The organism is Kangiella shandongensis (assembly GCF_020005365.1).
In the GTDB taxonomy this organism is placed as follows: domain Bacteria; phylum Pseudomonadota; class Gammaproteobacteria; order Enterobacterales; family Kangiellaceae; genus Kangiella; species Kangiella shandongensis.
Map to the genome: position 1 here is coordinate 23951 of NZ_JACNML010000001.1, position 23274 is coordinate 47224.

At 45.5% G+C, this 23274-nt stretch carries 17 protein-coding genes; 6 read left to right on the forward strand and 11 right to left on the reverse strand.

The genetic code is table 11. The features are described 5' to 3' along the window. Positions 1-11: 11 nt before the first annotated feature. The 4 genes from H7708_RS00080 to H7708_RS00095 all read right to left on the reverse strand — a co-directional run bounded on the left by H7708_RS00080 (position 12) and on the right by H7708_RS00095 (position 7237). Entirely contained in the window at positions 12-1040 is a 1029-nt protein-coding gene (locus tag H7708_RS00080; RefSeq protein ID WP_223668427.1) for a quinone-dependent dihydroorotate dehydrogenase, read from the reverse strand. A 166-nt stretch (positions 1041-1206) separates the two neighbouring features. After that, positions 1207-3837, reverse strand: coding sequence for a type I DNA topoisomerase (gene topA / locus H7708_RS00085; protein ID WP_223668428.1), 2631 nt, complete (start codon positions 3835-3837; stop codon positions 1207-1209). 206 nt (positions 3838-4043) lie between these two features. After that, positions 4044-6533 carry an ABC transporter permease gene (locus tag H7708_RS00090; RefSeq protein ID WP_223668429.1) on the reverse strand — a complete coding sequence of 830 codons (2490 nt, stop codon included), beginning with the start codon at positions 6531-6533 and terminating at the stop codon, positions 4044-4046. After that, complete coding sequence (locus H7708_RS00095; protein WP_223668430.1) at positions 6533-7237, reverse strand: ABC transporter ATP-binding protein; 705 nt, start codon at positions 7235-7237, stop codon at positions 6533-6535. The genes H7708_RS00090 and H7708_RS00095 overlap by 1 nt, the downstream gene beginning before the upstream one ends. A 24-nt stretch (positions 7238-7261) precedes the next feature. On the opposite strand from H7708_RS00095, the gene H7708_RS00100 reads away from it, so the two are divergent. Beyond that, the gene (locus H7708_RS00100; RefSeq protein WP_223668431.1) at positions 7262-7933 is read left to right on the forward strand and encodes an arylesterase; all 672 of its coding nucleotides are present in this window, start codon (positions 7262-7264) and stop codon (positions 7931-7933) included. 323 nt (positions 7934-8256) lie between these two features. Here the strand turns inward: H7708_RS00100 and H7708_RS00105 are convergent, their stop codons facing one another. Next, a complete protein-coding gene (locus H7708_RS00105) occupies positions 8257-8931 on the reverse strand; it encodes an OmpW/AlkL family protein (RefSeq protein WP_223668432.1) in 675 nt (224 codons plus the stop codon). A gap of 174 nt (positions 8932-9105) precedes the next feature. Further along, a complete protein-coding gene (locus H7708_RS00110) occupies positions 9106-10314 on the reverse strand; it encodes an aspartate aminotransferase family protein (RefSeq protein WP_223668433.1) in 1209 nt (402 codons plus the stop codon). Positions 10315-10547: 233 nt separating this feature from the next. Between H7708_RS00110 and astA the strand changes: the two genes are divergently transcribed. The 3 genes from astA to astB are packed head-to-tail and all read left to right on the forward strand — an operon-like array spanning position 10548 to position 14441. After that, positions 10548-11597: an arginine N-succinyltransferase gene (astA, locus tag H7708_RS00115; RefSeq protein ID WP_223668434.1), complete on the forward strand. Its 1050-nt coding sequence runs from the start codon at positions 10548-10550 to the stop codon at positions 11595-11597. Between the two features lie 16 nt (positions 11598-11613). Further along, on the forward strand, positions 11614-13080 hold the full coding sequence (gene astD / locus H7708_RS00120; RefSeq protein WP_223668435.1) for a succinylglutamate-semialdehyde dehydrogenase: 1467 nt from the start codon (positions 11614-11616) through the stop codon (positions 13078-13080). Beyond that, entirely contained in the window at positions 13080-14441 is a 1362-nt protein-coding gene (gene astB, locus H7708_RS00125) for an N-succinylarginine dihydrolase (RefSeq protein ID WP_223668436.1), read from the forward strand. The genes astD and astB overlap by 1 nt, the downstream gene beginning before the upstream one ends. A gap of 69 nt (positions 14442-14510) precedes the next feature. On the opposite strand, the gene H7708_RS00130 is transcribed toward astB, so the two are convergent. Continuing rightward, the gene (locus tag H7708_RS00130) at positions 14511-16541 is read right to left on the reverse strand and encodes a TonB family protein (protein ID WP_223668437.1); all 2031 of its coding nucleotides are present in this window, start codon (positions 16539-16541) and stop codon (positions 14511-14513) included. Continuing rightward, entirely contained in the window at positions 16531-16926 is a 396-nt protein-coding gene (locus tag H7708_RS00135; protein ID WP_223668438.1) for a BlaI/MecI/CopY family transcriptional regulator, read from the reverse strand. The genes H7708_RS00130 and H7708_RS00135 overlap by 11 nt, the downstream gene beginning before the upstream one ends. 347 nt (positions 16927-17273) lie before the next feature. Between H7708_RS00135 and H7708_RS00140 the strand changes: the two genes are divergently transcribed. Both H7708_RS00140 and H7708_RS00145 read left to right on the forward strand, forming a co-directional pair. Continuing rightward, positions 17274-18650 (forward strand): dicarboxylate/amino acid:cation symporter, encoded by a 1377-nt coding sequence (locus H7708_RS00140; protein ID WP_223668439.1) that lies wholly within the window; start codon positions 17274-17276, stop codon positions 18648-18650. Between the two features lie 19 nt (positions 18651-18669). Then, positions 18670-19200: a hypothetical protein gene (locus H7708_RS00145; RefSeq protein ID WP_223668440.1), complete on the forward strand. Its 531-nt coding sequence runs from the start codon at positions 18670-18672 to the stop codon at positions 19198-19200. A gap of 246 nt (positions 19201-19446) precedes the next feature. Here the strand turns inward: H7708_RS00145 and H7708_RS00150 are convergent, their stop codons facing one another. The 3 genes from H7708_RS00150 to sohB are packed head-to-tail and all read right to left on the reverse strand — an operon-like array spanning position 19447 to position 23124. Next, the gene (locus H7708_RS00150; RefSeq protein ID WP_223668441.1) at positions 19447-21363 is read right to left on the reverse strand and encodes a S9 family peptidase; all 1917 of its coding nucleotides are present in this window, start codon (positions 21361-21363) and stop codon (positions 19447-19449) included. 11 nt (positions 21364-21374) lie between these two features. Then, positions 21375-22025, reverse strand: a complete 651-nt coding sequence (locus H7708_RS00155; RefSeq protein ID WP_223668442.1) for a methyltransferase domain-containing protein — start codon at positions 22023-22025, stop codon at positions 21375-21377. Between the two features lie 7 nt (positions 22026-22032). After that, positions 22033-23124: a protease SohB gene (gene sohB, locus H7708_RS00160; protein ID WP_407929708.1), complete on the reverse strand. Its 1092-nt coding sequence runs from the start codon at positions 23122-23124 to the stop codon at positions 22033-22035. Positions 23125-23274 lie beyond the last annotated feature (150 nt).

The following is a 23274-nucleotide window of genomic DNA, read 5'->3' on the forward strand; positions in this document are numbered from 1 at the left end:
AGTGTTCTCGATTACTTAGTGGCGTAATGGTGTTTAATGGCTTTAGCTATATCGTGTACCAGTTGAGGTCCATGATAAATAAAACCAGAATAGATTTGTACCAAACGGGCTCCGGCTTCAAGCTTTTCCAGAGCTGACTCAGCGTCATTGATTCCGCCTACACCAATCACCGGAATTTTATCATCCATGGCATCAACCAGGCGTTTAATCACTTTGTTCGACTGGCTGGAAAGCGGCTTACCGCTTAAGCCACCCTGCTCATCAGCATTCTTCATACCTTCAACCTGGCTGCGGTCAAAGGTCGTATTGGTTGCGATCACCCCATCCATTTCGAACTGAGTAAAGGTATTAGCCAGCTCCTCAATATTATCGCTGGACAGGTCCGGCGCAATCTTAATGGCGAGCGGCTTATACGTCTTGTGCTCCTGATGCAGCTGCTGTTGTTTCTTTTTCAGATTATCCAATAAGTCTTTCAACGTATCACCGAACTGAAGATCCCGTAGCCCAGGCGTGTTAGGCGATGAAATATTTACCACCATGTAATCAGCCCTGGAATAGATTTTCTCCATGCCGATAAGATAGTCATCTACCGCTTTTTCAACCGGCGTATCAAAATTCTTACCAATATTAATCCCTAAGACACCGTCGAATTTGGCGCTGGCGACATTCTCCAGCAACTGCTCCACACCATCATTGTTAAAGCCCATGCGGTTAATGATCGCCTCCGCTTCTTTTATCCGAAAGAGACGTGGTTTAGGGTTACCCGGTTGCGGTCTTGGAGTAACGGTCCCGACTTCGATAAAACCAAAGCCCATTTTTGCCAAGGCATCAACATATTCACCATTTTTATCCAACCCCGCCGCTAAACCCACGCGGTTGGGGAACTTGACGCCCATGACTTCTACCGGGTCCTGAACCGCAGGTTTAGCTAACATGCCCGTTAACTTTAGCTTTTCTGCTAATTTTAGTGAGTTGAGTGATAGGTGATGTGAACGCTCAGCATCGAGCTGAAAAAGGATAGAACGAAGTAACGAGTACATGGTTTGTCCCGACAATAATTGACTTTATACCAAAGAACCGTGGTTATATCGTCACCAGCAACAGCTAGACGCGACGAAATCCACTTTAGAACACGAAGTTTACACTAGTAAACGAGTATTTAGAAAGTGGATTTCAACAAAGTATAGCTAAGCGCAGTAGATATAACTATTCTTTTTCCTGCCATTTGCCGTTGACATAAAACGCAGACCAGCCGCTGGCTTTACCGTCCTCTTTAACGCCGGCAACGTATTGCTGCTTGGTCTTACGACTAAACTTAACAAAAGTCCGATTGCCATCAGGATCTTTGGTCGGAGCCTCGGCCAGGAATTTGTACTTTGGATCCAGCTGGTCCTTAACCATCAAGATTTCATCAACTGCCGGTGCACGAGTCTCGCGGTTACGTGGAAACTTACTCGCTGCCAGAAAGATACCGGCCGCGCCATCACGCAACACATAATGGTCATCCACCTTGTCACACATCAGTTCTGGCATCGGGATCGGATCGGCTTTTGGTGGCGCTGGTTCACCATTTTTCAGCAGTTTTCTCGTATTCTTGCAATCTTCGTTAGTACAGCCAAAGTATTTACCAAAACGTCCTGTTTTTAACTGCATGTCGCTGCCACACTTATCACACTCGAGTACAGGGCCATCATAACCTTTAATCTTGTACTCGCCCTTCTCGATCTCGTAACCGTCACAATCGGGATTGTTGCCACATATAAAAAGCTTGGTCTTTTCATCCACCAGGTAATCATCCATGGTTGAATTACACTTAGGACAACGCTTACGCGTATGCAAATAACGCGCTTCATCTTCATCATCAGTGGCTACAAACTCTTCACCGGGAATAAGATTGACCGTGTTTTTACAACGCTCTTTCGGCGGTAATGAATAGCCCATACAGCCCAGAAACACGCCGGTACTGGCATTTCGGATAGCCAGATGATGCTCGTTACACTTACCGCACATTAGCTCAGTCTCGACGGCCTCATTGCGGCGCATGCCACCTTCATCCTGGGTTTTATCCGCTTTCGCTAATTGTGCTGAAAACTCATCATAGAAATCGTCCAGCGTAATACGCCAGTCAGAGTGCCCTTTGGCGATCTCATCCAGATGCTTTTCCATGGTTGCGGTAAATGAGTAATCCAATAAATCGTCAAAACTCTCGACCAGACGATCAGTCACGATTTCACCCATTTTCTGCGCATAGAAACGTTTATTCTCAAGTCGCACATAACCGCGATCCTGAATTGTCGAAATAATCGAAGCATAAGTCGAAGGACGCCCAATACCGCGCTTCTCCAACTCTTTTACCAGAGCGGCTTCCGAATAACGTGCTGGAGGCTTGGTGAAGTGTTGTTTTGGATCGAGCTTTTGCAATTTCAGCTCTTCCCCCTCTTTAACATCGGGCAGCTCCACGTCTTCTTTACCGCGACTCTGCATTGGCTGTACCTTAGTCCAACCATCAAAGCTCATGACACGACCACGCGCCTTTAATTCATAATCGCCGGCCTTAACCTTCAAGCTGGTGACATCAAATTCCGCTGGAACCATCTGACATGCAACAAACTGACGCCAGATCAGTTCATACAGGCGCTCAGCATCTTTTTCCATATTCTTTAATTGCGATACTCGGACACCAACATCGGACGGACGTATCGCTTCGTGCGCTTCCTGAGCACCCTCTTTACTCGAATAGACGTTTGGATCTTTTGGTAAATATTTATTGCCGTAATTATCACCAATATAATCACGACAACTGGAAACCGCATCTGCACTCAGATTCGTCGAATCAGTACGCATATACGTAATATAACCCGCTTCGTACAAACGCTGCGCCATCATCATGGTCTTTTTAACACCAAAACCAAGACGGGTGCTCGCAGCCTGTTGAAGAGTCGAAGTAATAAACGGCTTTGGCGCCTTACTCTTTTGCGGCTTATCTTCACGCGAAGAAACGCTGTAAGTTTGACCTTTCAACGCCTCCAACGCCTTATTGGTATCAGCTTCATTGGTTGGCTTGAAGCTCTTACCTTGGTGCTTATTGACCATCAAGCGCAAATCTTGACTGCCCTGCGTCAGGGTATCCGCATGCACATCCCAGTATTCTTCTGGAATAAAGGCTCGAATTTCACGCTCACGCTCCACCAACAGACGTACAGCAACCGACTGCACACGTCCTGCCGATAAACCGCGAGAAATCTTGCGCCATAATAATGGTGACACCATAAAGCCAACCACGCGGTCAAGGAAGCGTCGCGCCTGCTGGGCATGAACATAGTTCATGTCCAAATGCCCCGGATGTTTAAAGGCTTCCTGGATCGCCTTCTTGGTGATTTCGTTAAAAATCACTCGCTTATAACGACTATCATCACCACCTAAAGACTCACGCAGGTGCCATGCGATAGCTTCTCCTTCTCTATCCAAATCCGTCGCGAGATAGATTTGGTCAGCATTTTTTGCCAGCTTTTTGAGTTCATTAAGAACTTTTTCTTTGCCGGGTAATACCTCATATCTGGCATCCCACCCTTTTTCAGGATTAATGCCCATACGATCAAAAAGCGCTTTCTTTTCTTTACGCGCTTTATGCTTAGCCTTCTCTTCTGGCGATAGTTTTCGAGTCTCAGCGGCTTTACGCGCACGCTCTTTGGCATCGACCGGCTTCTTGTTACCTGAACCTGTTGGAAGGTCGCGGATATGCCCTACACTCGACTTTACGATGTAGTCATTGCCTAAATATTTATTAATGGTCTTCGCCTTAGCTGGCGACTCCACTATCACTAAGGATTTACCCATAATAGAATAATCTTTTTAAAATCAACAATTTATTTGTTTTAAATACACAAAAAACAGGGCGCTTACGGTGCGATACCTGTTTCTCCTTTTTTATTAATAACAACCAAAGCCAGTCGGTGTCTAGCTTTATTTTACTTATTACGTCATTCATCGACCCGCTCAACACTATTTTGAACGGGCCGAATAAGCGAGCGATTAATTTACGATCAATACTCTCTTAACACCTGATGCGCAGGCTGATTCAGTAGATGGCGCAAGCCTAACCAACCGGTAATACCGATAAAGGCAATGCTAATCAGAGGCACCCACAACCAGAACCAGGGATGCAGCACAACATCAATTTTCATTGCTTTCCAGTACAGGATGCTGACCAGAACTTCCCCACCGATAACTCCCAGCACGCCCGAGAATAGTCCAAGCAATATCAGCTCGGCGAGAATACTCGAACGGATAAACTTTTTACGCGCACCCAAAGCTTTCAATAGAGTCGCCGATAACACTCGTTCTTCCCGACTGACCTGGAGCACAGCATACAGTACAGCAACACCTGCCAACAACACAAACAGCATGATAAACTCTACCGCCAGTGTCACCTGTTCCAGAATTGACTGGACCTGCGCCATGATCGCATCAAGCTCGATAATGGTGATCGTTGGCATCTGTTTCAAGATCTGGTTTAAAACATTTTTGTTTTCCAACGGCAGGTGAAAACTGGTGATATAACTCGCTGGGAAATCATCCAGAGCGCCCGGTTCAAAAATAATAAAGAAATTGGGCTGAAAAGAATCCCACTGAATAGAACGAAGGTTGCTAATCTTGCCCTCGAGCTCTAATCCGCCAATCGAAAAGTGGATCATATCACCCAGCTCCAACGCCAAACGGTTAGCTAATTCTTCACCGATCGAGATTTCAGCGACATCATCTTGAATATCAGCTTCTGACCACCATTGCCCCTGGGTCACTTTATTGGCAGAAGGCACATCCGCCATCCAGGTTAAATTCAACTCGCGTCGTAAAGCGCCGGTACGTCGCTGCTCTTCATTCAGCGCCTCTTCCAAGGTCATATCGTTTAAACCGGTCACGCGGCCGCGCACCATGGGATAAATGCCTTCGGTTTGTACGTTATTTTGCGTCAGTAAACTTTCCAGTGGTTCGACTTCATTTTCCTGTACATTAATTAAAAAATGATTCGGCGCATCTTCCGGTAACTGACTCTGCCACTCGCTTAATAACTCACTGCGAATAAGCACTGTCGATAACATAATAATGAAGGCTAGACCAAAAGCACTGATTTGACTGATAGTAAATGCTGGGTACTGTTTCAACTGTCCAACACCAAAGCGTACCGGCGCAGAGCCGCGCTTACCGAGCCAGATGCCAGTCTTGAAAATAAGCCAGGCAATTAAACGGATTAACAGGTAGGTTACAACCGCGACCACTAATAAAATTCCGACAAGTTGTAACGACTGACTCTGCCACCACATCAGTAGCGCCATCACACCAATAGCCAACAAATAAATCACCCAACTCGACATGGCACGCGGCAACAGCTCTTTGCGCAACACTCTAAGCGGCGGCACTTTGGCAATTTGTAAAAAGGATGGCAATGCAAAGCCTAATAGCACAACCAGGCCACTCAGTGCTCCTGATAAAACGGGAGCCACGCTTAACCCAACCATTGGCTTTGGTAAGTAATCGGCGAATTGGTTGATGACCAAAGCCTGCAGTCCAAGCCCAAGCGCCAAACCAATTACAGAGCCGATAACGCCAATCATTAATAATTGCCACAGATATAACTTGTGAACCTGCCCAATCTGCATGCCAAGACAGCGATAAATGGCCGAGTAATCAAAGTGACGGTGGCTATAGCGACCAGCAGCAACCGCAATCGCCACACCGGCTAGCACGACAGAAATCAAACTGGCCAGACGCAAAAACGTTTCAGCCCGATCTAGCGCTGCTTTTAAAGCTGGGGTACCTTCCTTACCGCCGGTGATTTCCTGGCTCGGATTCTTCTGTTGTTTTATCCACTGAATATAAGGCTCGCGCTGCTCAGGCTCTCCGGCAATAAACAACGTATATTCAATACGACTGCCCGGCTGAATAATATTCGCAGGCTCGACATCGGCCTGATTGATTAAAACTTTCGGCGCGACGTTAAATACTTCACTGGCCTGTCCCGGCGCCGCCACAATAACGCCATCCACAGTTAGCTGTATTGAGCCAAAATCAATTGTATCGCCGACTTCAATTCCTAAAACACCAAGGATCCGCGGCTCAACCCAGATAGTGCCGGCATCAGGTTGTGACTGCTGCACAACGCCCTGTGAGAATGGTTTATCGGCCATCTCAACCGTTCCTTTCAGCGGATATTTACCCGCTAACGCACGCACACTAACCAGCTGAAAATTATCCCCTTGCGATAAAACCGTAGCAAACGACTGCGACTCGGTAATCTCTAAACCGGAACTTAACCCTTTATCGACCCAGCTCGGATCAATCGGCCTCGGCGACTCGAAAGTATAATCTGCACCTAAAAACTCACTGCTTTGTTCGCCCATAGCACGATGAACGCGATCCGTGATCGAGCCAATGGCAACCATTGCCATAACAGCAACCATCAAGGCAAATAACAGGACTTTGACTTCTCCGGCCTTCCAGTCACGGCGGAAGGTTCGCATTGCCATCCTCAACATTATTCTTGCCCCATCACCGCTGCTTGAGAGTCTGCCGATGTATCGTCACTGACGACTCGGCCAGCTTCCAGCCGAACCACCCGCTGACAACGCTCTGCCAGGCGATCATCGTGGGTAACCAGCACCAGAGTTGTGCCAAGCTGCTGATTCAGCTCAAACAGCAGATCGCTGACTTTGTTACCATTTTTAGTATCGAGATTACCGGTCGGTTCATCAGCAAACAGAATTTTTGGTTCGCTGGCAAAGGCCCGGGCAATAGCAACACGCTGCTGCTCACCACCCGATAACTGATTAGGATAGTGATGTAAACGCTCTTTTAAACCAACTTTCTCTAACAACTCAGCAGCACGTTGCTTCGCATTGCCCTGTTCCTTTAACTCAATCGGTAACATCACATTTTCCAATGCGCTCAGTCCCGGCAACAAATGAAAAGACTGGAAGACAAAACCGACATTTTGCGCCCTTACAGCAGCTCTCTGATCCTCATCCAGCTCATGCAGAGGCTGCCCAGCAAGGTATACCTCGCCCTTACTGGGAATATCAAGGCCTGCCAATAGAGACAGTAAGGTCGACTTACCTGAGCCAGACACGCCAACAATGGCTACCGTATCTCGTTCATTTACGGTTAAACTAACGTCAGATAGAATGGTCAAATCTTGACCTTGTGAGTCAACAATTTTGGTTAATTCATTGGTTCGTAACATAATACTTTAAATTTCTCGGTGCGTATGATTCAGCAGATTAATAACAAACTTACCATGTTTAAACAGTTTTTGGCCTGGATTTTGTTTCCAGTTGTTACAGTATTGACCTTGAGCATGGCTCCTACCACCCAAGCGCAAAGCCAAGGCACTATCTTAGTCTTGGGTGACAGCTTAAGCTCGGGCTATAACTTTAGTCCGGACAAAACATGGGTAGCATTATTAGAGCAGAAGCTAGGTGAAGAAAACATCAATTATGACGTCATAAATAGCAGCATCAGTGGCGATACCACCACTCAAGGATTAAAACGCTTACCTAAATTACTGGAAGTTTACAGTCCTGAGCTTGTCATTATCGAACTCGGCGGTAACGATGGTTTACGCGGCTTTCCGCCCAACGTTATCAAATCAAACTTGAGCACCTTGGTAAAGCAATCTAAAAACGCTGGAGCAGAAGTATTACTGCTCGGGATCCAGATACCACCGAACTACGGTGAGAAATACGCACAGGCATTTTTCGAAAATTACCAGCAACTTGCTAATGAACACCAGATCGGCCTGGTCCCTTTTTTACTTAAAGATGTCGGCGGCAAAAACGAACTGATGCAAGATGACGGCATCCATCCCAACGAAAAAGCACAACCAACTTTGCTGAATAATGTCTGGCCGAAGGTTCAGGAAACGCTTAAAGCCAATTGATACACGAGGCTCATCGAAATGGTGCGTCACGACGCACCCTACAACTGCGCTCAAGCCGCGGGATGACGGAGGTGGATAGTAGCACCAATAATCCCCTTAATGTTGAGCTGAGGAACGATTTATCCATAGCAAATCAAATCTTGGATGATTTGATTAGTGAAATTCAGGCCAAGGATGGACTGTATTTCACGATGCGTTAAATGGATAAATTGTTGTGAAGGTAGTCATTTATGACCTCAATATTGGGGCGTGCTTCTCTTTGGTTACTTTCTCTTGCACGCACAAGAGAAAGTAACTCGCTGAAAAGCGAAACTTTTCCAACATTAAAAACGCCAGGCAAAACCAACCATGGCAACCCATGGATCAATTTCAACCTCGACTGTTGTGGCTGTCGCACCACCTACAATGACATCTGCATCGGTATCGATATCGACATACCAGACGCCGGTATTGATAAACCAGTTATCGCCAACCTTCCAGTCAGCTCCAATTTGTCCAGCAATACCCACTGAGTTATCTAGCGATAATTCAACCTGTTCAGTACCAAGTGCCGCCTTTAACTCAGGCGAGGCTTCTTCATCAAAGAAATAGGTATAATTAACACCCAAACCAAAATATGGATTAAAGGAATCGCCGCCAACATCAGGGTAGTACTGGAACGATGCCGTTGGTGGAAGATGTTTGGTCGAACCCACAGGGAGTCCCGACAAACTACCGCTGCCATCAATATCATGCTCAAAAGGCAACGCCGCTAAAACCTCAAAGCCCCAACGATCGCTCAACATCCAAGTACCGCTAAAGCCCAGGCCAGTAGCAGAATCGACTGTTACCCCATCATCGCTACCTAACACGTTAGAGCTATCGTCGTTTGGACTGACGTGAGCAGCACCCACACGAAGAATAAAGTCCCCTTCTTTATGCGCCATGGCTTCCATCGAACCGGCAGTTAAAGCAGCCCCCACAGCAAAAGCAGTTAAATTTTTAAATAATTGTACCATTATCACTATCCTTCTATTATTAAGAATCGTGACTACATTAAAGTGCTTCGAGGTTTAAAAAGTTGATGCAGATCAAGAATTTACTGCCTCTTGCATATGTGCATTGGATTTTCTTGTTTTAGATCAAAAAAGGCCCCATTTCTGGAGCCTTTTTTGCAATTTTGACTTAAGGAATTAAGCCACTAAAGACGCTATAGCCTTATCTAATCGCGCTAGGCCATCTTCAATGTCGGCATCCGTAATTGTCGCCGCAGGCGCTAAACGTACAACATCTGCACCCGCAACAAGACACATAACGCCATTCGCCCAACCTGCTTCAAGGAATTTACGCGCTTTACCTTTCCACTCATCAGACAATACGGCACCAAGCAACATACCTTTACCACGAACTTCAGAGAATACACCGTATTTTTCACCGATAGTTTCTAAGCCCTTAACGATTTTCGCGCTTTGCTCTTTAACCGTTGTCATCATTTCTGGCGTATTGATTGCGTCTAAAACTGCTAGCGACACGGCACAACCCAGCGGGTTACCGCCATAAGTACTACCATGGGTACCTGGAACAAGACTCGCCGCAATTTTAGATGTCGTAATCATGGCGCCGATTGGGAAACCACCGCCCATTGATTTAGCCGTAGTTAAAATGTCTGGCGTGACGCCCATGCCCATGTAGGCATACAAATCACCCGTACGACCAAAGCCCGTTTGAACTTCGTCAAACACTAATAGCGCATTGTGCTTGTCACACAGTTCGCGAACTTCTTTCACAAACTCTGGATCAGCTGGAATAATACCGCCTTCACCCTGAATCGGCTCCATAACAACCGCACAAGTTTTATCAGAGATTAACTCTTTAAAGGCGTCGATATTGTTATATTCCGTATGCAAAATACCGCCTGGCAACGGCTCAAAACCTTCCGTATATTTAGGCTGACCACCCACACAAACAGTAAATAAGGTACGACCATGGAATGATTTAGAGAACGAGATGATTTCACTCTTCTCTGGGCCAAAGTTGTCGTGTGCATAACGACGAGCTAATTTGAAAGCAGCTTCGTTAGCTTCACCACCAGAGTTAGCGAAGAATACTTTATCGGCAAAAGTCGCAGCCGTCAGTTTGTCCGCAAGCTCTAATGCCGGCTTGTTGGTAAAGACATTACTCAAGTGCCAGATTTTGTCGGCCTGATCTTTAAGCGCCTTAACCATGCCCGGGTGTTTATGGCCTAGAATGCTGACCGCGATACCACCAGCAAAGTCTACATATTCGTTTCCATTCTGATCCCATACTCGCGAACCTTCGCCACGCTCCGGAATAATTTCCGATGGATTGTAATTAGGGACCATGACCTCATCAAAGGTCGCTCTAGTATAACTTTTCGACATAAAAACACCTTATTTTTGTCTAAGCTGACGATCTCAGCGTTACATATTCATCAATGATTAGCCGGACATGATCCCTGTTTTCAGTTCAAAATTCCAGTCTTCGCTGGAAAAATACTACTTTTTACTTCAGAATAACGCTTTTACTCAGGGGAACTTTTGTCTATCATCCCCTTCCCTGATTTTCAAATACTAATTTTGCATAGTACAAATTTAAGGACTTAGATCGCATAGTTATGGTAATTCGCCCTGCACAAAGCACTGATTTAGAAGATATTTTAGAGTTAGCCGCCAGCGCTGGGACAGGGCTGACGACCCTGCCTAACAACCCTGAAACAATTTCAAACAGAATCACTAATTCCCAACAGGCGCTGTCCGAAGATATTAAGCAGCCTGGCTCTGAGTGCTACTTTTTTGTGCTTGAAGATAGCCAGGAAGGAAAAGTAATTGGCACCAGTGCGTTAGTCTCAGCTGTTGGCCTGGACGATGCTTTTTTTAGTTACAAGCTCAGCACTCAAGTTAGCACCAGCCCTGATTTAGGAGTTTATAACCCTCATCAAATGCTGATTTTGGGTAATGATTACACTGGCGCGACCGAGATTGCGACACTGTTTTTAGCCGAAGAACACCGCGGCGGAATCAACGGCCATTTATTGTCTAAGTCACGCTTTCTATTCCTTGCCGATCATCCGGAACGTTTTTCGGAGAAAATCATTGCTGAAATGCGCGGTTATTCCGATGACAACGGTTTTTCGCCGTTCTGGGAAGCTGTCGGCAAACGTTTCTTCAAGATGGATTTCGCCAAGGCTGATGCCGTACGTGGCCTGGGAAGTAATACCTTCATTTCGGAATTGATGCCAAAATACCCTATTTATGTCGATTTACTTCCAGAAGAAGCCCGCGCAGTCATCGGCAGAGTCCATGCTGATACAGCCCCCGCATTATCGTTATTAAAGAAAGAAGGCTTCACTCACCAGAATTACGTCGATGTATTCGATGGTGGTCCAACGGTTGAAGTTCAGCGAAATGCCATCAGAACAATAGCACACAGTCACATCGTCGAGCTGGTTGCTGGAGAAGCAGGTGACAATACCTTGCCAATCATGATTAGTAATCGTAAATTAGAAGACTATCGATGCATCGTAGCTCAAAGCCGTATTGAGGGTGACCAAATTGTGATTCCTCAATCATTGATAGACTCACTTGGTTTGGATGCTGGCGATACAGTCAGAGCAGTACCGCTATTTAACAAACGCAGATCTTCAGGCTCGAAGAAAACTCAATAGATTCAGGTTTTATTATATGTTGCACAAAAATTTATTTATTAATAATCAATGGCTTGCTGGCGAAGGCTCGTCTTTCAAATCCATCAATCCAGCCGATGGCAGTACCGTTTGGGAATCCAACAGCGCGACTCCCGATCAGGTTAGCGACGCGATTATGGCCGCACAGAAAGCAGGCTGGGAATGGAGCCAATATAGCCTTGATGATCGCATTGCCATCATTAAAAAGTTTGAGCAACTGGTTAGAGATAACAAAGAAAAGATCGCCGAGTTAATTTCTCAGGAAACAGGTAAACCTTTCTGGGAAACATTAACCGAAGCAGGCGCCATGGCTGGTAAAATTGATATTTCTATTAAAGCCTACCATGAACGCACTGGCATTAAAGAAACAGAAACAGCTACGGGTCAGACGGCGCTTCGTCATAAGCCCCACGGTGTATTAGCAGTTTTTGGGCCTTATAACTTCCCAGCACACTTACCGAATGGACACATAGTTCCGGCGCTAATCGCAGGTAACACTATTGTCTTTAAACCAAGCGAATTAACGCCTGCAATAGCAGAACTAACGATTCGCTTGTGGGAATCTGCAGGCTTACCAGCAGGCGTCATTAACCTGGTTCAGGGTGAAGTCGACACAGGCGTGGCACTGGCTAGCCACCCTCAGGTAGACGGCATCTTATTCACGGGTAGTGAAACTGTCGGTAACATTTTACATAAACAGGTTGCCGGCCAACCCGGCAAAGTATTAGCTCTTGAAATGGGTGGTAATAACCCATTAATCGTTGGTGATATTAACGATGTTAATGGTGCGGTTTATCACACCATTCAATCTGCTTACCTATCGGCCGGACAGCGCTGTACCTGTGCGCGTCGTCTGTTTGTTCCGAAGACTAAAGAAGGCGATATCTTCTTAGACAAACTGACCGAAGCAACTGCCAATATTCGCGTCAGCCATTACAATGATGATGAGCAACCATTTATCGGCCCTGTGGTCTCGGAAAAAGCAGCGCTTGATCTATTAGCTGCACAAGACAACTTAATCACCAAAGGTGCTAAAGCTTTAGTCAAAATGGAGCATTTAGAAAAAGGTACCGGCTTTGTCAACCCGGCCATTCTCGAAGTAAGCGACGTTGAACTTGAAGACGAAGAATACTTTGGCCCTTTATTGCAGGTTATCCGTTACGATAACTTTGAAGATGCTATTGTAGAGTCGAACAATACGCGCTTCGGCTTATCAGCAGGCTTATTAAGCGATAACAAAGCACAATATGAAGAATTCTATACTAAAATTCGTGCGGGTATCGTTAACTGGAACAACCAAACTACGGGTGCAGCTGGCACAGCTCCGTTTGGTGGGGTAGGTAACTCAGGCAACCATCGGCCAAGTGCTTATTATGCTGCCGATTACTGCGCATATCCGGTCGCTTCGATCGAGAATAATGCATGCTTATTACCTGAAAACCTAGCTCCAGGAGTGAAACTTTAATGAGCAAGAGAGCTTTTGAGTTTAACTTTGACGGTCTCGTCGGCCCAACACATAACTATGCAGGCCTGTCGCACGGTAACGTCGCTTCGACAGCAAATGCAAACCTGGTCGCTAGACCTAAAGAGGCGGCTAAGCAAGGCCTGGCAAAAATGAAGGCACTGCATGATATGGGACTTAAACAGGGTGTATTAGCGCCTATGGAACGTCCTGACGTATTTACACTGCGCAAGTTAGGCTTTACCGGCAGCGATGCTCAGGTCATCATCAAAGCTGCCAAACAGGCACCTAAGGTTTTAGCTGCCTGCAGTTCGGCGTCGAGCATGTGGACCGCAAATGCCTGTACTATGGCGCCATCTAGCGATACTGCAGACGGCAAGGCGCACTTTACACCAGCAAATCTTGCAAACAAATTCCATCGTTCGATTGAGCATCCAACAACGGGCCGCGTTCTTAAAGCCATGTTCAACAATGATAAGCACTTTGCACACCACCCGGCTCTGCCTATGGGCGACCACTTTGGTGACGAAGGTGCCGCAAATCATACGCGCTTTGTCGATGTCAATGCTGAGAAAGGTTATGGCAAAAAAGGCCTGCACTTTTTCGTTTATGGAAAATATGCTTTTGATAGCAGCAAGCCAGCGCCACACAAATATCCGGCTCGCCAAACTTTCGAAGCTTCCCAGGCAGTTGCCCGTTTACACATGTTGGACAGTGACAATGTAGTGTTCGCACAACAAAATCCGCATGTAATTGATAAAGGCGTGTTTCACAATGACGTGATATCGGTCGGTAACGGTAATGTGTTATTTACCCACCAAAAAGCCTTCCTAAATCAAATGCAGGTCTACACCGAGTTAGAGCAGGCATTTGACGGCGAAGAATTCCACGTGGTGGAAGTGGGTGCTAATGATGTTCCAGTTGAGGATGCTGTTAAGTCTTATCTCTTTAACAGCCAGCTGGTTTCGTTAGAAGACGGCAACATGGCGATTATTGCTCCGGGCGAATGTGAAACGATACCTTCAGTCAAAGAGTATCTGGACTGGTTAGTGGAGCAAGACACGCCAATCAAAGAAGTGAAAATCTTCGATGTGAAACAATCCATGCAAAACGGCGGTGGCCCGGCATGTCTGCGTCAACGTGTCGTACTTAATGAAACAGAAGTTAGCGCCATGAACCAAAACGTGCTGATGTCTGATGACTTATTTAACCAGTTAAATACCTGGGTCGATAAGCGTTATCGCGAGACACTGGAAGAAATTGACTTGGCCGATCCAAGCTTACTAACAGAATCGCGCACAGCATTAGACGAGTTAACTCAGATCTTAAGCTTAGGTTCGGTTTACCCGTTCCAACTTGTCTAGTTTTAAGTTTTAAAACGTAAGAGACACAAAAAAGCCCGCGATAAAGCGGGCTTTTTATTAGCATGAATATTAATTCTCTAAAGCAAACTTCATCTGATACAACACAGCTTTCTTGCCGTAGTCCTTTTCAGCAAAGCGCCACTTTTTAATCGCATCAATGGCTTCCTTATTAAAGATACCATTAGCACTAGAGCTTTTTACTCGAACATTGGCCGCCTTACCTTGCCCGTTAATATCAAAAGTTAAATTCACGTAGCCTTCAATATCGTTCGCCATCGCTTCTTCAGGGTAGTTAGCACGAGGTTGCTCAAGTACCGTTAAATCATCAGCTTTCGCGCTTTTATGAGCCTTTGGAGGTTTTGGAGCTTTCGGCGCCTCAGGCATTCTTGGGGGTTGAGGGATGAACATTATTTTCTCTTCAAACTCAGCTCGTTCCTCTGTAGTCATTTTTCTCCTCTTGCCACTCTCTTCAATAAAATACTGTCCATCATCAACTAAGTAAACCTTATCATTATCGTTCGACAAGCGAACTACTTTACGCTTTTTACCCGAAGCGTCGGATATTACTTTGACATCAATATTCTTAGCTTCAAAAACTCTTGAAGGCTGAGGTGGAACCTTCATACCTTTAGCGCGTTGCTTTCTAATTTCAGTACGTGCTTTCTCTAGATCACGTTTAGCCCGTTCAACGTCGATACGAATTTTCTTGCGCAACTTTTCGACATTCATCTGCTTCTTTGCGCGCTCTAACTCTTTTCTCGCATGCTTCATTTCTTCTTTAGAAATTTGTCCCTTTTCGTACACTCGTACAATTTCTTCCTGTGCCAAGGCAATTTCTTCATGAGCACGCTGCACCTCTTTTTCGGCGATTTTAATTTCATCGACATGCAATTCCAGTTCGCGATGCGCCTTTTCAATTTCTTTTTCAGCCATACGCAACTCTTCTTCAGACAAATGCAATTGTTGCTCGGCTTCTTCATGAATCTTTTCGAACTCTGCCCGCTCTGCAGCGGTCATTGCACGTTTATTGCCATTGTTTTCGATAATATAATACTTATCACCTTCTTGTGTATAAACAATACCCTCGTCATTACTAAACTTTTGAATAACTTTTTTATGACCACTATCATCGATCATAATATTTTCACTGGTGATAACTCTTTCTTCTTTAATCTCCTTATTAGCTGCATAAACCGCACAACAACTTAATACCAGTGCCGCGCCTAAAGACATAGCTACTTTACCGGTACGATTGATGGGTTTTGTGATATTCATAATACGCTCCTCAAGTTGGTTAAAAACCTTCCATGAGCAGAGCAAACTGACAGAGTGAGTGGCAGAAACTGTTGAAAGCAGTGCATGACCATAATCTTTGGTTCGTGAGCTATCGGTTTTATTTAACACCAGATAATCACAGAACAACTCCTGATCATGCCGGAAATTTTTTCGAGCAATATAAATCAGTGGATTAAACCAGCCAATACAGACCAGCACATCCCATAACAGATTGAGCCATAAGTGCTTTTGCTTAATATGCTGCTCTTCGTGCTCAATAATTAACTGGATTTGCTGGACTGATAACTTCTCCGCCACATGTAGCGGGAAATAAATCTTGGGCTTGATAAAGCCATAAACCGCTGGTGACATGTCTTTCTGATCAACGGCTATCAGGTTATAGCGTCTTGATTTAAAGAGCTCATATCCCGTTAACTCAGTCAACGCACGTTGGATCGTCTTCAGATCTCGTCGTAACTCAACATGCTGGATCAATAATCGTAATAATAACAGCGTTGTTCCCGACAGCCAGATAGCGCCTAGCCACCAATAGTTTTGCAGGGTTTCGACTGGCTTAATCACCATAACCGAAACCGCCTGTCCAATGTAACTAGAGCTGGCTGAGGTAAAGTCAATCGAAGCGATAATTTTCGCCAACAGGAATCCGGCTGGAATGGCCAACCACAACAAATACGAATTATAGCTTTTAGTCGTTTTACGGATAAAAAATCGTACCAGCAACACCGTGAGTACGATAACGCTCAGATCGAGATTAAACTGCCAGAAGGTATCCAGCCAGCCATTAAACTGCAATTCACTTAACATCGTCACGCTCCTTGTCATCCTTATCTTCCTGATCATCAAGCAAGCTTTTCAGATAATTCAATTCGTCCTTTGATAGTTGTTTGTTCTCGACAAACGTTGCCAGTAATTCTTTCATATTGCCTTTAAAGACTTTATCCAGAAAACCTTCGCTCTCATCGGCCAGGAACTCATCTCGCTCTATGGCGGGAGAGTACAAATACCGACGACCATCTTTCTGATACGTCACGACACCCTTTTTGACTAGTCGGTTCAAAAAGGTCTTTACCGTTTTTTCGCTCCAGTCCTGCGACTGGAGTTTTTCGACCACTTCAGTACTGGATAATGGAGATTCCTGCCACAGAATATCCATCACATTTTTTTCTGCTTCACTCACTCTGATCGTCATACTCGACTCACATCAGTTAATTTCATTCTATATTTATGATTACAGCTGTAATCCACAACTTAAAGATTACACCTGTAATCGTTGTCAGTCAAGCTTGAAGTTACTTGTTTTTCATAAGGCTTCTCTGTTGTGGCTAAAGAACTAGCAATCACGGCGTGAGACTCAAGGTTTATCACCCTCAACCCGTCGCTCACAACAAAGAGTGATAGTTTTTTAGGCACACCCTTAAGCTGAGCTTACTTTACTGCTCAGCAGTGGAGACTTATGGAGAATAAGTAGCCCCATAGATTTGCAGTTTTTTGTGCAATGACTTAGAGTTCATAAATCTTCAACTAACGACTAAAACAATGAACTTAAGCGTTAAGATTCTAATTTTCATGGTTGTGGGAGCCATTGTTGGTTTTTTATTCCTGCAATTCGGTGGCTACGACTGCTCTGGTTTTTTAACTCAAACTAAAACCATGGCACTGGACATGGACAGCTGGGCCGGCAAAAAAGCTTTATTAGCCGCTGGCGAGGCCAACTGTAGTATTTTGCAGGAACAAAGCTGGGCTTATAACTATATGGTTGAAGGCCTGTTTAACATCGGTGGTAGCCTCTTCATCAATGCATTAAAAATGTTAATGGTTCCATTGGTTTTAGTCTCACTGGTTTGCGGTGTTTGCTCATTGGCCGATCCATCAAAACTTGGCCGTTTGAGTTTAAAGTCTATTGGTTTGTACTTACTTACTACGGCTATTGCGTTAACACTGGCGTTAACCTTAGCTTCTATTTTCCAGCCCGGAATTGGCATGCCAGTTGGTGATGCCACTTTTGATGCCAGCGAAAAACCGCCTCTAACCGATGTCATTATCAACATCATTCCAACCAACCCGTTCGAAGCCATGTTCAATGCCAATATGTTGCAAATTATCGTATTTGCGATTCTGATTGGCCTGGCTATTACCTTATCTGGGGAACAGGGTAAACGCATTGGCAACTGGTTTAACGACGCCAATAAAGTCGTTATGGAACTGGTTAATATCGTCATGCGATTTGCACCTTACGGCGTGTTTTTCCTGATCGCTAAAACCTTTGCCACCTTCCCGTTCTCCGATCTGGTAGGTTCCCTGGGCAGCTACTTTATTCTGGTTATAGCAGGCTTGATACTACATGCAGTACTAAGCTACAGCGTACTAATTACGCTTTTTGCCCGCCTCAACCCAATTAACTTTTTCAAAGGTATGTGGCCAGCGATGATTACTGCTTTTGGTACTTCAAGCAGTAACGCAACCTTACCCGTAACAATGCGCTGCGCCGAAATGAACCTTGGTGTTCATAAAAACACCTTTTCTTTCACCCTGCCACTCGGTGCAACCATTAATATGGACGGCACTGCCATCATGCAAGGTATTGCTACCCTGTTTATCGCTCAGGCCTACGGTGTCGACCTAAGCATGGCGCAACTACTGACAGTAGTCTTAACAGCCACACTGGCCTCAATTGGTACAGCCGGTGTGCCGAGTGTTGGTTTGATTTTACTGGCGGGTGTACTGACTCAGGTCAACCTTCCGGTGGAGGCCATTGGTATGATCTTAGGGATTGATCGTCTGCTGGATATGACACGAACGGCAGTCAATATTACTGGTGATGCCGCGGTTACGACGATCGTCGCAAAGTCCGAAAACGAAATTGAACTGAAAACCTTCAACGATCCGTTCAACCACAGTAATTTCGATGACTGAACAACTGTAAAGGATAGCAATGAAAAGGAATCTTTGGCCTTTATTTCTGTGCCTATTGATAGTGGGGTGCTCACACATCCCACTATCCACCATGCTCAGCATGTCGACATTTGATGAGGAAGATTTTGTTGAGCTGGATGCTAAAGATATTCGCGCGAAAATCATCACCAATACCCCCAGGAAGTTTGTTAAGGATAGCACTCAACTTCAATTCAAACTTTTAACCCCGAATCATAAAATAGATAAAACTCTTAGCCTGGACATCATCAGCGATGACGCAATTTCTGAAAAAAGCTGGCTTGGAAATAAAATAGTGAAGCATACCACTGTGTTTAAGCTATCAGGGCCAGCGATAAAAGAGTTCCGGGCGCTACAGCAATCACCAGCCCTGCATACACGCTCTGGCGACAATAAATTCCACTTTACAATTAGCTGGAGGTTTGAGGGAGGTCCCCCGGAGCACTTCACGATTCAGGCTGACTTAATGCTAGTTCCAGAAGACGGCTACTTTACCTTAATTGACAACTATCAATTTTCTCAAAACGAATAACGGCAAAAAAGCTCATAGAAGTCTTTATTATCACTGAGTCCAACACGCCCCCTCAATTGAAGACTTTTACCAAGACACTTAAAGTCACGAAGGTTCAACTAACTAACCATAGACGAACTATATCACATCAATGTCTTCCAGGTTTGCACCATGCTATTCAGCTCAGCAGGGGTAACGACGTCTATCTAAACCATTACGGTTCCCTTCTGTAGTATCTCCAATAAACTTAACCGAAATAATCAAAGCTTATAACAAATATTGCTGATAAAAACGCAGCTCTGTATTAAACGCCTTAATGATAGTATCCGGTTTTCTAAAGCCATGGCCTTCACCTTCGAAGGTAATATACTCATAAGGTAAACCTTTAGCCTTAAGCGCCTCGACCATCGCTTCAGCCTGATTCGGTGGCACCACTTTATCCTCTACCCCCTGTAAAATAAGAATCGGACAAGATAGTTGATCAGTATAATTTACTGGGGAGCGCTCTTGATAAGTTCCTGCCTGCTCCGGGTAAGATCCTACCAGACTATCCAGGTAGCGTATTTCAAATTTGTGACTATCCTGCGATAAAGACACCAGATCCGCCACGCCATAACGGCTCATACCGGCCTTAAAAGCATCGTGGAATGTCAGAGCACACAAGGTGGTATAACCGCCTGCCGAGCCGCCGCGAATAGCCATGCGCTCACCATCAACCAAGCCTTGCTGCGCCAGGTAACGCCCCATGGCGATACAGTCATCGACGTCGAGCAGCCCCCACTGGCCCCGCAGCCTGTCACGATAAGCTCGGCCATAACCGGTACTGCCGCGGTAGTTGACGTCCGCAACCGCAAAGCCGCGACTGGTCCAAAACTGTATTTTTGAATCTAATCCGCTGTCTGCCATGGCAGTAGGTCCACCGTGACTCATGACGATCAGAGGCGGCTTTTCACCAGCCGGAGCCTCGTATCCACTGTTAGTTGGTGGGTAAAAGAAGCCATGTGCGATATCGCCATGCGAGGTATCAAAGCTGACATGTTGCGCCTTGGAAATGTCATCCTCAGGCGTATTTTGCTCTAATTCGGATAATACAGAATGGCTTTCAATCTGGTGCTGCTCATTAAGGGATAACTCAATAACAGACTCTGGCTGGGTTGGGTTGGCAGCGATAAAGTAAACCTTACTGCCCTGGTCGGAACGACTAACGACCATTTGCCCATTAAATGCCGTCCACTGCTCTGTCAGAAGACTTATCGAGCGCGTTTCAAGGTTAATCAGATATAACGCCTGCGATGCTTTTCGAGTACCAATCGCCAGCAGGGTGCTTGCGTCCAATTGTTGCCAGATATGACAACCAAAGACCCATTGCGGCAGGCCAAACTCGATTTCTGAAAATTGATGCAACGCTTTTTCGGCACCGAGCCGATACAGGTGCCACCAACCGTCATAGTCGGCACCAAATATTAACTGATTGTCATGACTCCAGTCGGGCTGGTAGGCAGAAATATTCTTTTGAGCTATAACTGCCTGCGGGTTTGCTACAGCACCGCCGGTCCAGTCAGCACACCAGATCTCGGTTTCATCCCACGGCATATTGGGGTGGTTCCAGCATAACCAGCTAATACGTTTTCCGTCAGGGCTGATGCGCGGGTTGGAGTAAAAATCATAACCTTGCGCGATAACTTCAACCGACTGAGTACCGTCCAAGGGGATCTTGACCAACTCGTTAATCACCTCATTGCTTTCGTGGCGTTCACGCACACAGACCGTATAGTCCCCCTCCGGCGCAATACAGCCATCGTTATAGCGCCAACTTCTTTTTGTCGGCGGTTCAGGAGTCAAAGCCTCAATCGTTAGCGTCTTCAGGTCCTGTCGATAGAGCCGCTGCTCTTCATCATCGACAAATAACAGGTAGTCCTCATTGAGCCAGAAGTCTGCCCCACCGTATTCGTGTACACGAGTGCGAACGTTATAGGGCTCCGGTGTCATATCTTCGCGCTGACCATTGATACAGCGGACAATAACACCTCGACCTTGCTCTTCTGGTCTCCCCTCAAGCCAGTACACGGCTTTTGAAGTAGCGTGAATTTGTCCAAGTCGCGTTGACTTGCTGGCCAACTGTTCAGCGCTGATGGGAGACTCCCATAGACCAAAAGATTTAACTATTTTTTGTTGTTCACTCATACATCACTCAATTAATTAAAACGAATTTCATACACGATCTCATCTAACCAGCTTAACTGCAGCTCCTGCCACCGAGGATGGGACTCAATAATAGTATGACGATCCAGCTCTGTGATAGTAGCTTCGCTAAACAGCTCTTGCAGTTCGTCGAGCGACACATAAAACGGCGGTCCACTCATCTCATTCGGTTCATAATCCATGGTCACCACTAGTAACACGCCATCCGTAGTTAAGAAATTCTGCAAATGGTTAGCGTATTGTTGTCGAAGTTGCTCAGGAAGAGCAATCAATGCCGCCCTGTCAAAGATAACGTCAAATACACCTGTATCCTTTATCGAGAGTTCAAAGAAGTCACACTGCCACAGCTCGGTGTTGCTGGCTCGGAAATGCTTTTTCCCAGCAACATCACGAGACTCTGGCTCTAACTGATTGGCCTGCCAAAAAGATTCAACAGCTTTAGGGTTAAATTCAACGCCAACTGCATGCATATTATTCCGAGCCAGAAAAATAAGATCCTGAGATTTTCCACACAGCGGCAGCAGAGCCTTCTTTTTACCAGCGAAGTACTGCTGATAATATCGCAATAAAAAATGGTGTGTCTGCTTTAAATGGAATGGTTGCGATGGTCGAGACCAGCAGTTATCCCAAAACTCAAAATCCACGCGCCACCTATTTAAATAAATCTTGACGCGAAGAACGGTGGAGCAGTCGATTAACTAAACGTTCCATTCCACGACTGAAACTGACCGATAACCGCTCACTGATCGGTTTTTTGATAGTATATTTCACCGCATAAACATCTTTTTCTTTAAGTGCCTCGATAATCATATCGTCGCTGGTTTTCAAATGATCGACTAAGCCTAATTCTTTTGCCTGAGTGCCGTACCAGTGCTCACCTGTCGCGACTTTATCCAATTCCAGCTGTGGGCGGTTAGCATTAATAAAGGATTTAAATAACTGATGTGTTTCTTCCAGATCCTGCTTAAATTTATCACGGCCATGAGAAGTATTTTCGCCGAACATGGTTAGTGTTCGCTTGTAATCACCAGCGGTGTGCTGCTCATAGTCAACATTCGCTTTTTTCAGCAAACGATTAAAATTAGGCAACTCTGCCACCACCCCTATCGAGCCGATGATCGCAAATGGCGCAGCGGTAATTTTATCAGCAACACAAGCCATCATATAACCGCCGCTGGCGGCAACCTCATCAACGGCAATGGTCAGCTTATAACCTGCCTCACGCACCCGCTGTAGCTGTGAAGCAGCCAAGCCATAGGAATGAACCATACCGCCGGGACTTTTTAGGCGAACCATGATTTCATCACCCTCATTTGCAGCCGATAAAATGGTGGTAATCTCTTCGCGCATGGACTCCACGTCGCTGGCTTCAATATCGCCATCAAAGTCTATCACATAGACCCGAGCTCTCGTCTCAGAAGCAGTCTCACCTGAATCTACTTTTTGATCGGCCTTCTTCAAGGCTTTCAGCTGCTGCTTTTCTTCCTTCTGTTTCGCTTTCTCCTGCTCTTTGTCGCGTTTTTGAGCCTGCTTAAATTGATGCTTTGACATCACTTCATGTTGAATAACCTGGCTCCGCTCTTTAATAGCATCGCCCAGGTTGGTTACCCTCATCTCCCCTTTTGGGATGGCCTGCTGCTGCTTTTGCCCAGCGTTAATAATCAAGCCTAAAACGAGCATGATACCAACAATGATAGTTCCAGCTTTCAGTAAGAAAAGCCCATATTCCGTAAAAAACTCAATCATAGCAACCTTATACTAATGCCCATCAGGCGTTATCAATCAGTAAGCAGTGATTTTACTGTAAAACCTAAACAAATTGGATAAAAATCGCCATGCTATAGTTTTTAAATCACCACAAAAAAAGCCCTCCTAACGAGGGCTTTTCATCCT

Bases quoted from the DNA above. Each gene is read 5' to 3' on its own strand.
- H7708_RS00090 (WP_223668429.1), bottom strand. From the start codon at position 6,533: ATGTTGAGGATGGCAATGCGAACCTTCCGCCGTGACTGGAAGGCCGGA.
- topA (WP_223668428.1), bottom strand. From the start codon at position 3,837: ATGGGTAAATCCTTAGTGATAGTGGAGTCGCCAGCTAAGGCGAAGACC.
- H7708_RS00140 (WP_223668439.1), top strand. From the start codon at position 17,274: ATGAACTTAAGCGTTAAGATTCTAATTTTCATGGTTGTGGGAGCCATT.
- astD (WP_223668435.1), top strand. From the start codon at position 11,614: ATGTTGCACAAAAATTTATTTATTAATAATCAATGGCTTGCTGGCGAA.
- H7708_RS00145 (WP_223668440.1), top strand. From the start codon at position 18,670: ATGAAAAGGAATCTTTGGCCTTTATTTCTGTGCCTATTGATAGTGGGG.
- H7708_RS00110 (WP_223668433.1), bottom strand. From the start codon at position 10,314: ATGTCGAAAAGTTATACTAGAGCGACCTTTGATGAGGTCATGGTCCCT.
- H7708_RS00105 (WP_223668432.1), bottom strand. From the start codon at position 8,931: ATGGTACAATTATTTAAAAATTTAACTGCTTTTGCTGTGGGGGCTGCT.
- H7708_RS00095 (WP_223668430.1), bottom strand. From the start codon at position 7,237: ATGTTACGAACCAATGAATTAACCAAAATTGTTGACTCACAAGGTCAA.
- H7708_RS00080 (WP_223668427.1), bottom strand. From the start codon at position 1,040: ATGTACTCGTTACTTCGTTCTATCCTTTTTCAGCTCGATGCTGAGCGT.
- H7708_RS00130 (WP_223668437.1), bottom strand. From the start codon at position 16,541: ATGTTAAGTGAATTGCAGTTTAATGGCTGGCTGGATACCTTCTGGCAG.
- astA (WP_223668434.1), top strand. From the start codon at position 10,548: ATGGTAATTCGCCCTGCACAAAGCACTGATTTAGAAGATATTTTAGAG.
- H7708_RS00100 (WP_223668431.1), top strand. From the start codon at position 7,262: ATGATTCAGCAGATTAATAACAAACTTACCATGTTTAAACAGTTTTTG.
- H7708_RS00150 (WP_223668441.1), bottom strand. From the start codon at position 21,363: ATGAGTGAACAACAAAAAATAGTTAAATCTTTTGGTCTATGGGAGTCT.
- astB (WP_223668436.1), top strand. From the start codon at position 13,080: ATGAGCAAGAGAGCTTTTGAGTTTAACTTTGACGGTCTCGTCGGCCCA.
- H7708_RS00135 (WP_223668438.1), bottom strand. From the start codon at position 16,926: ATGACGATCAGAGTGAGTGAAGCAGAAAAAAATGTGATGGATATTCTG.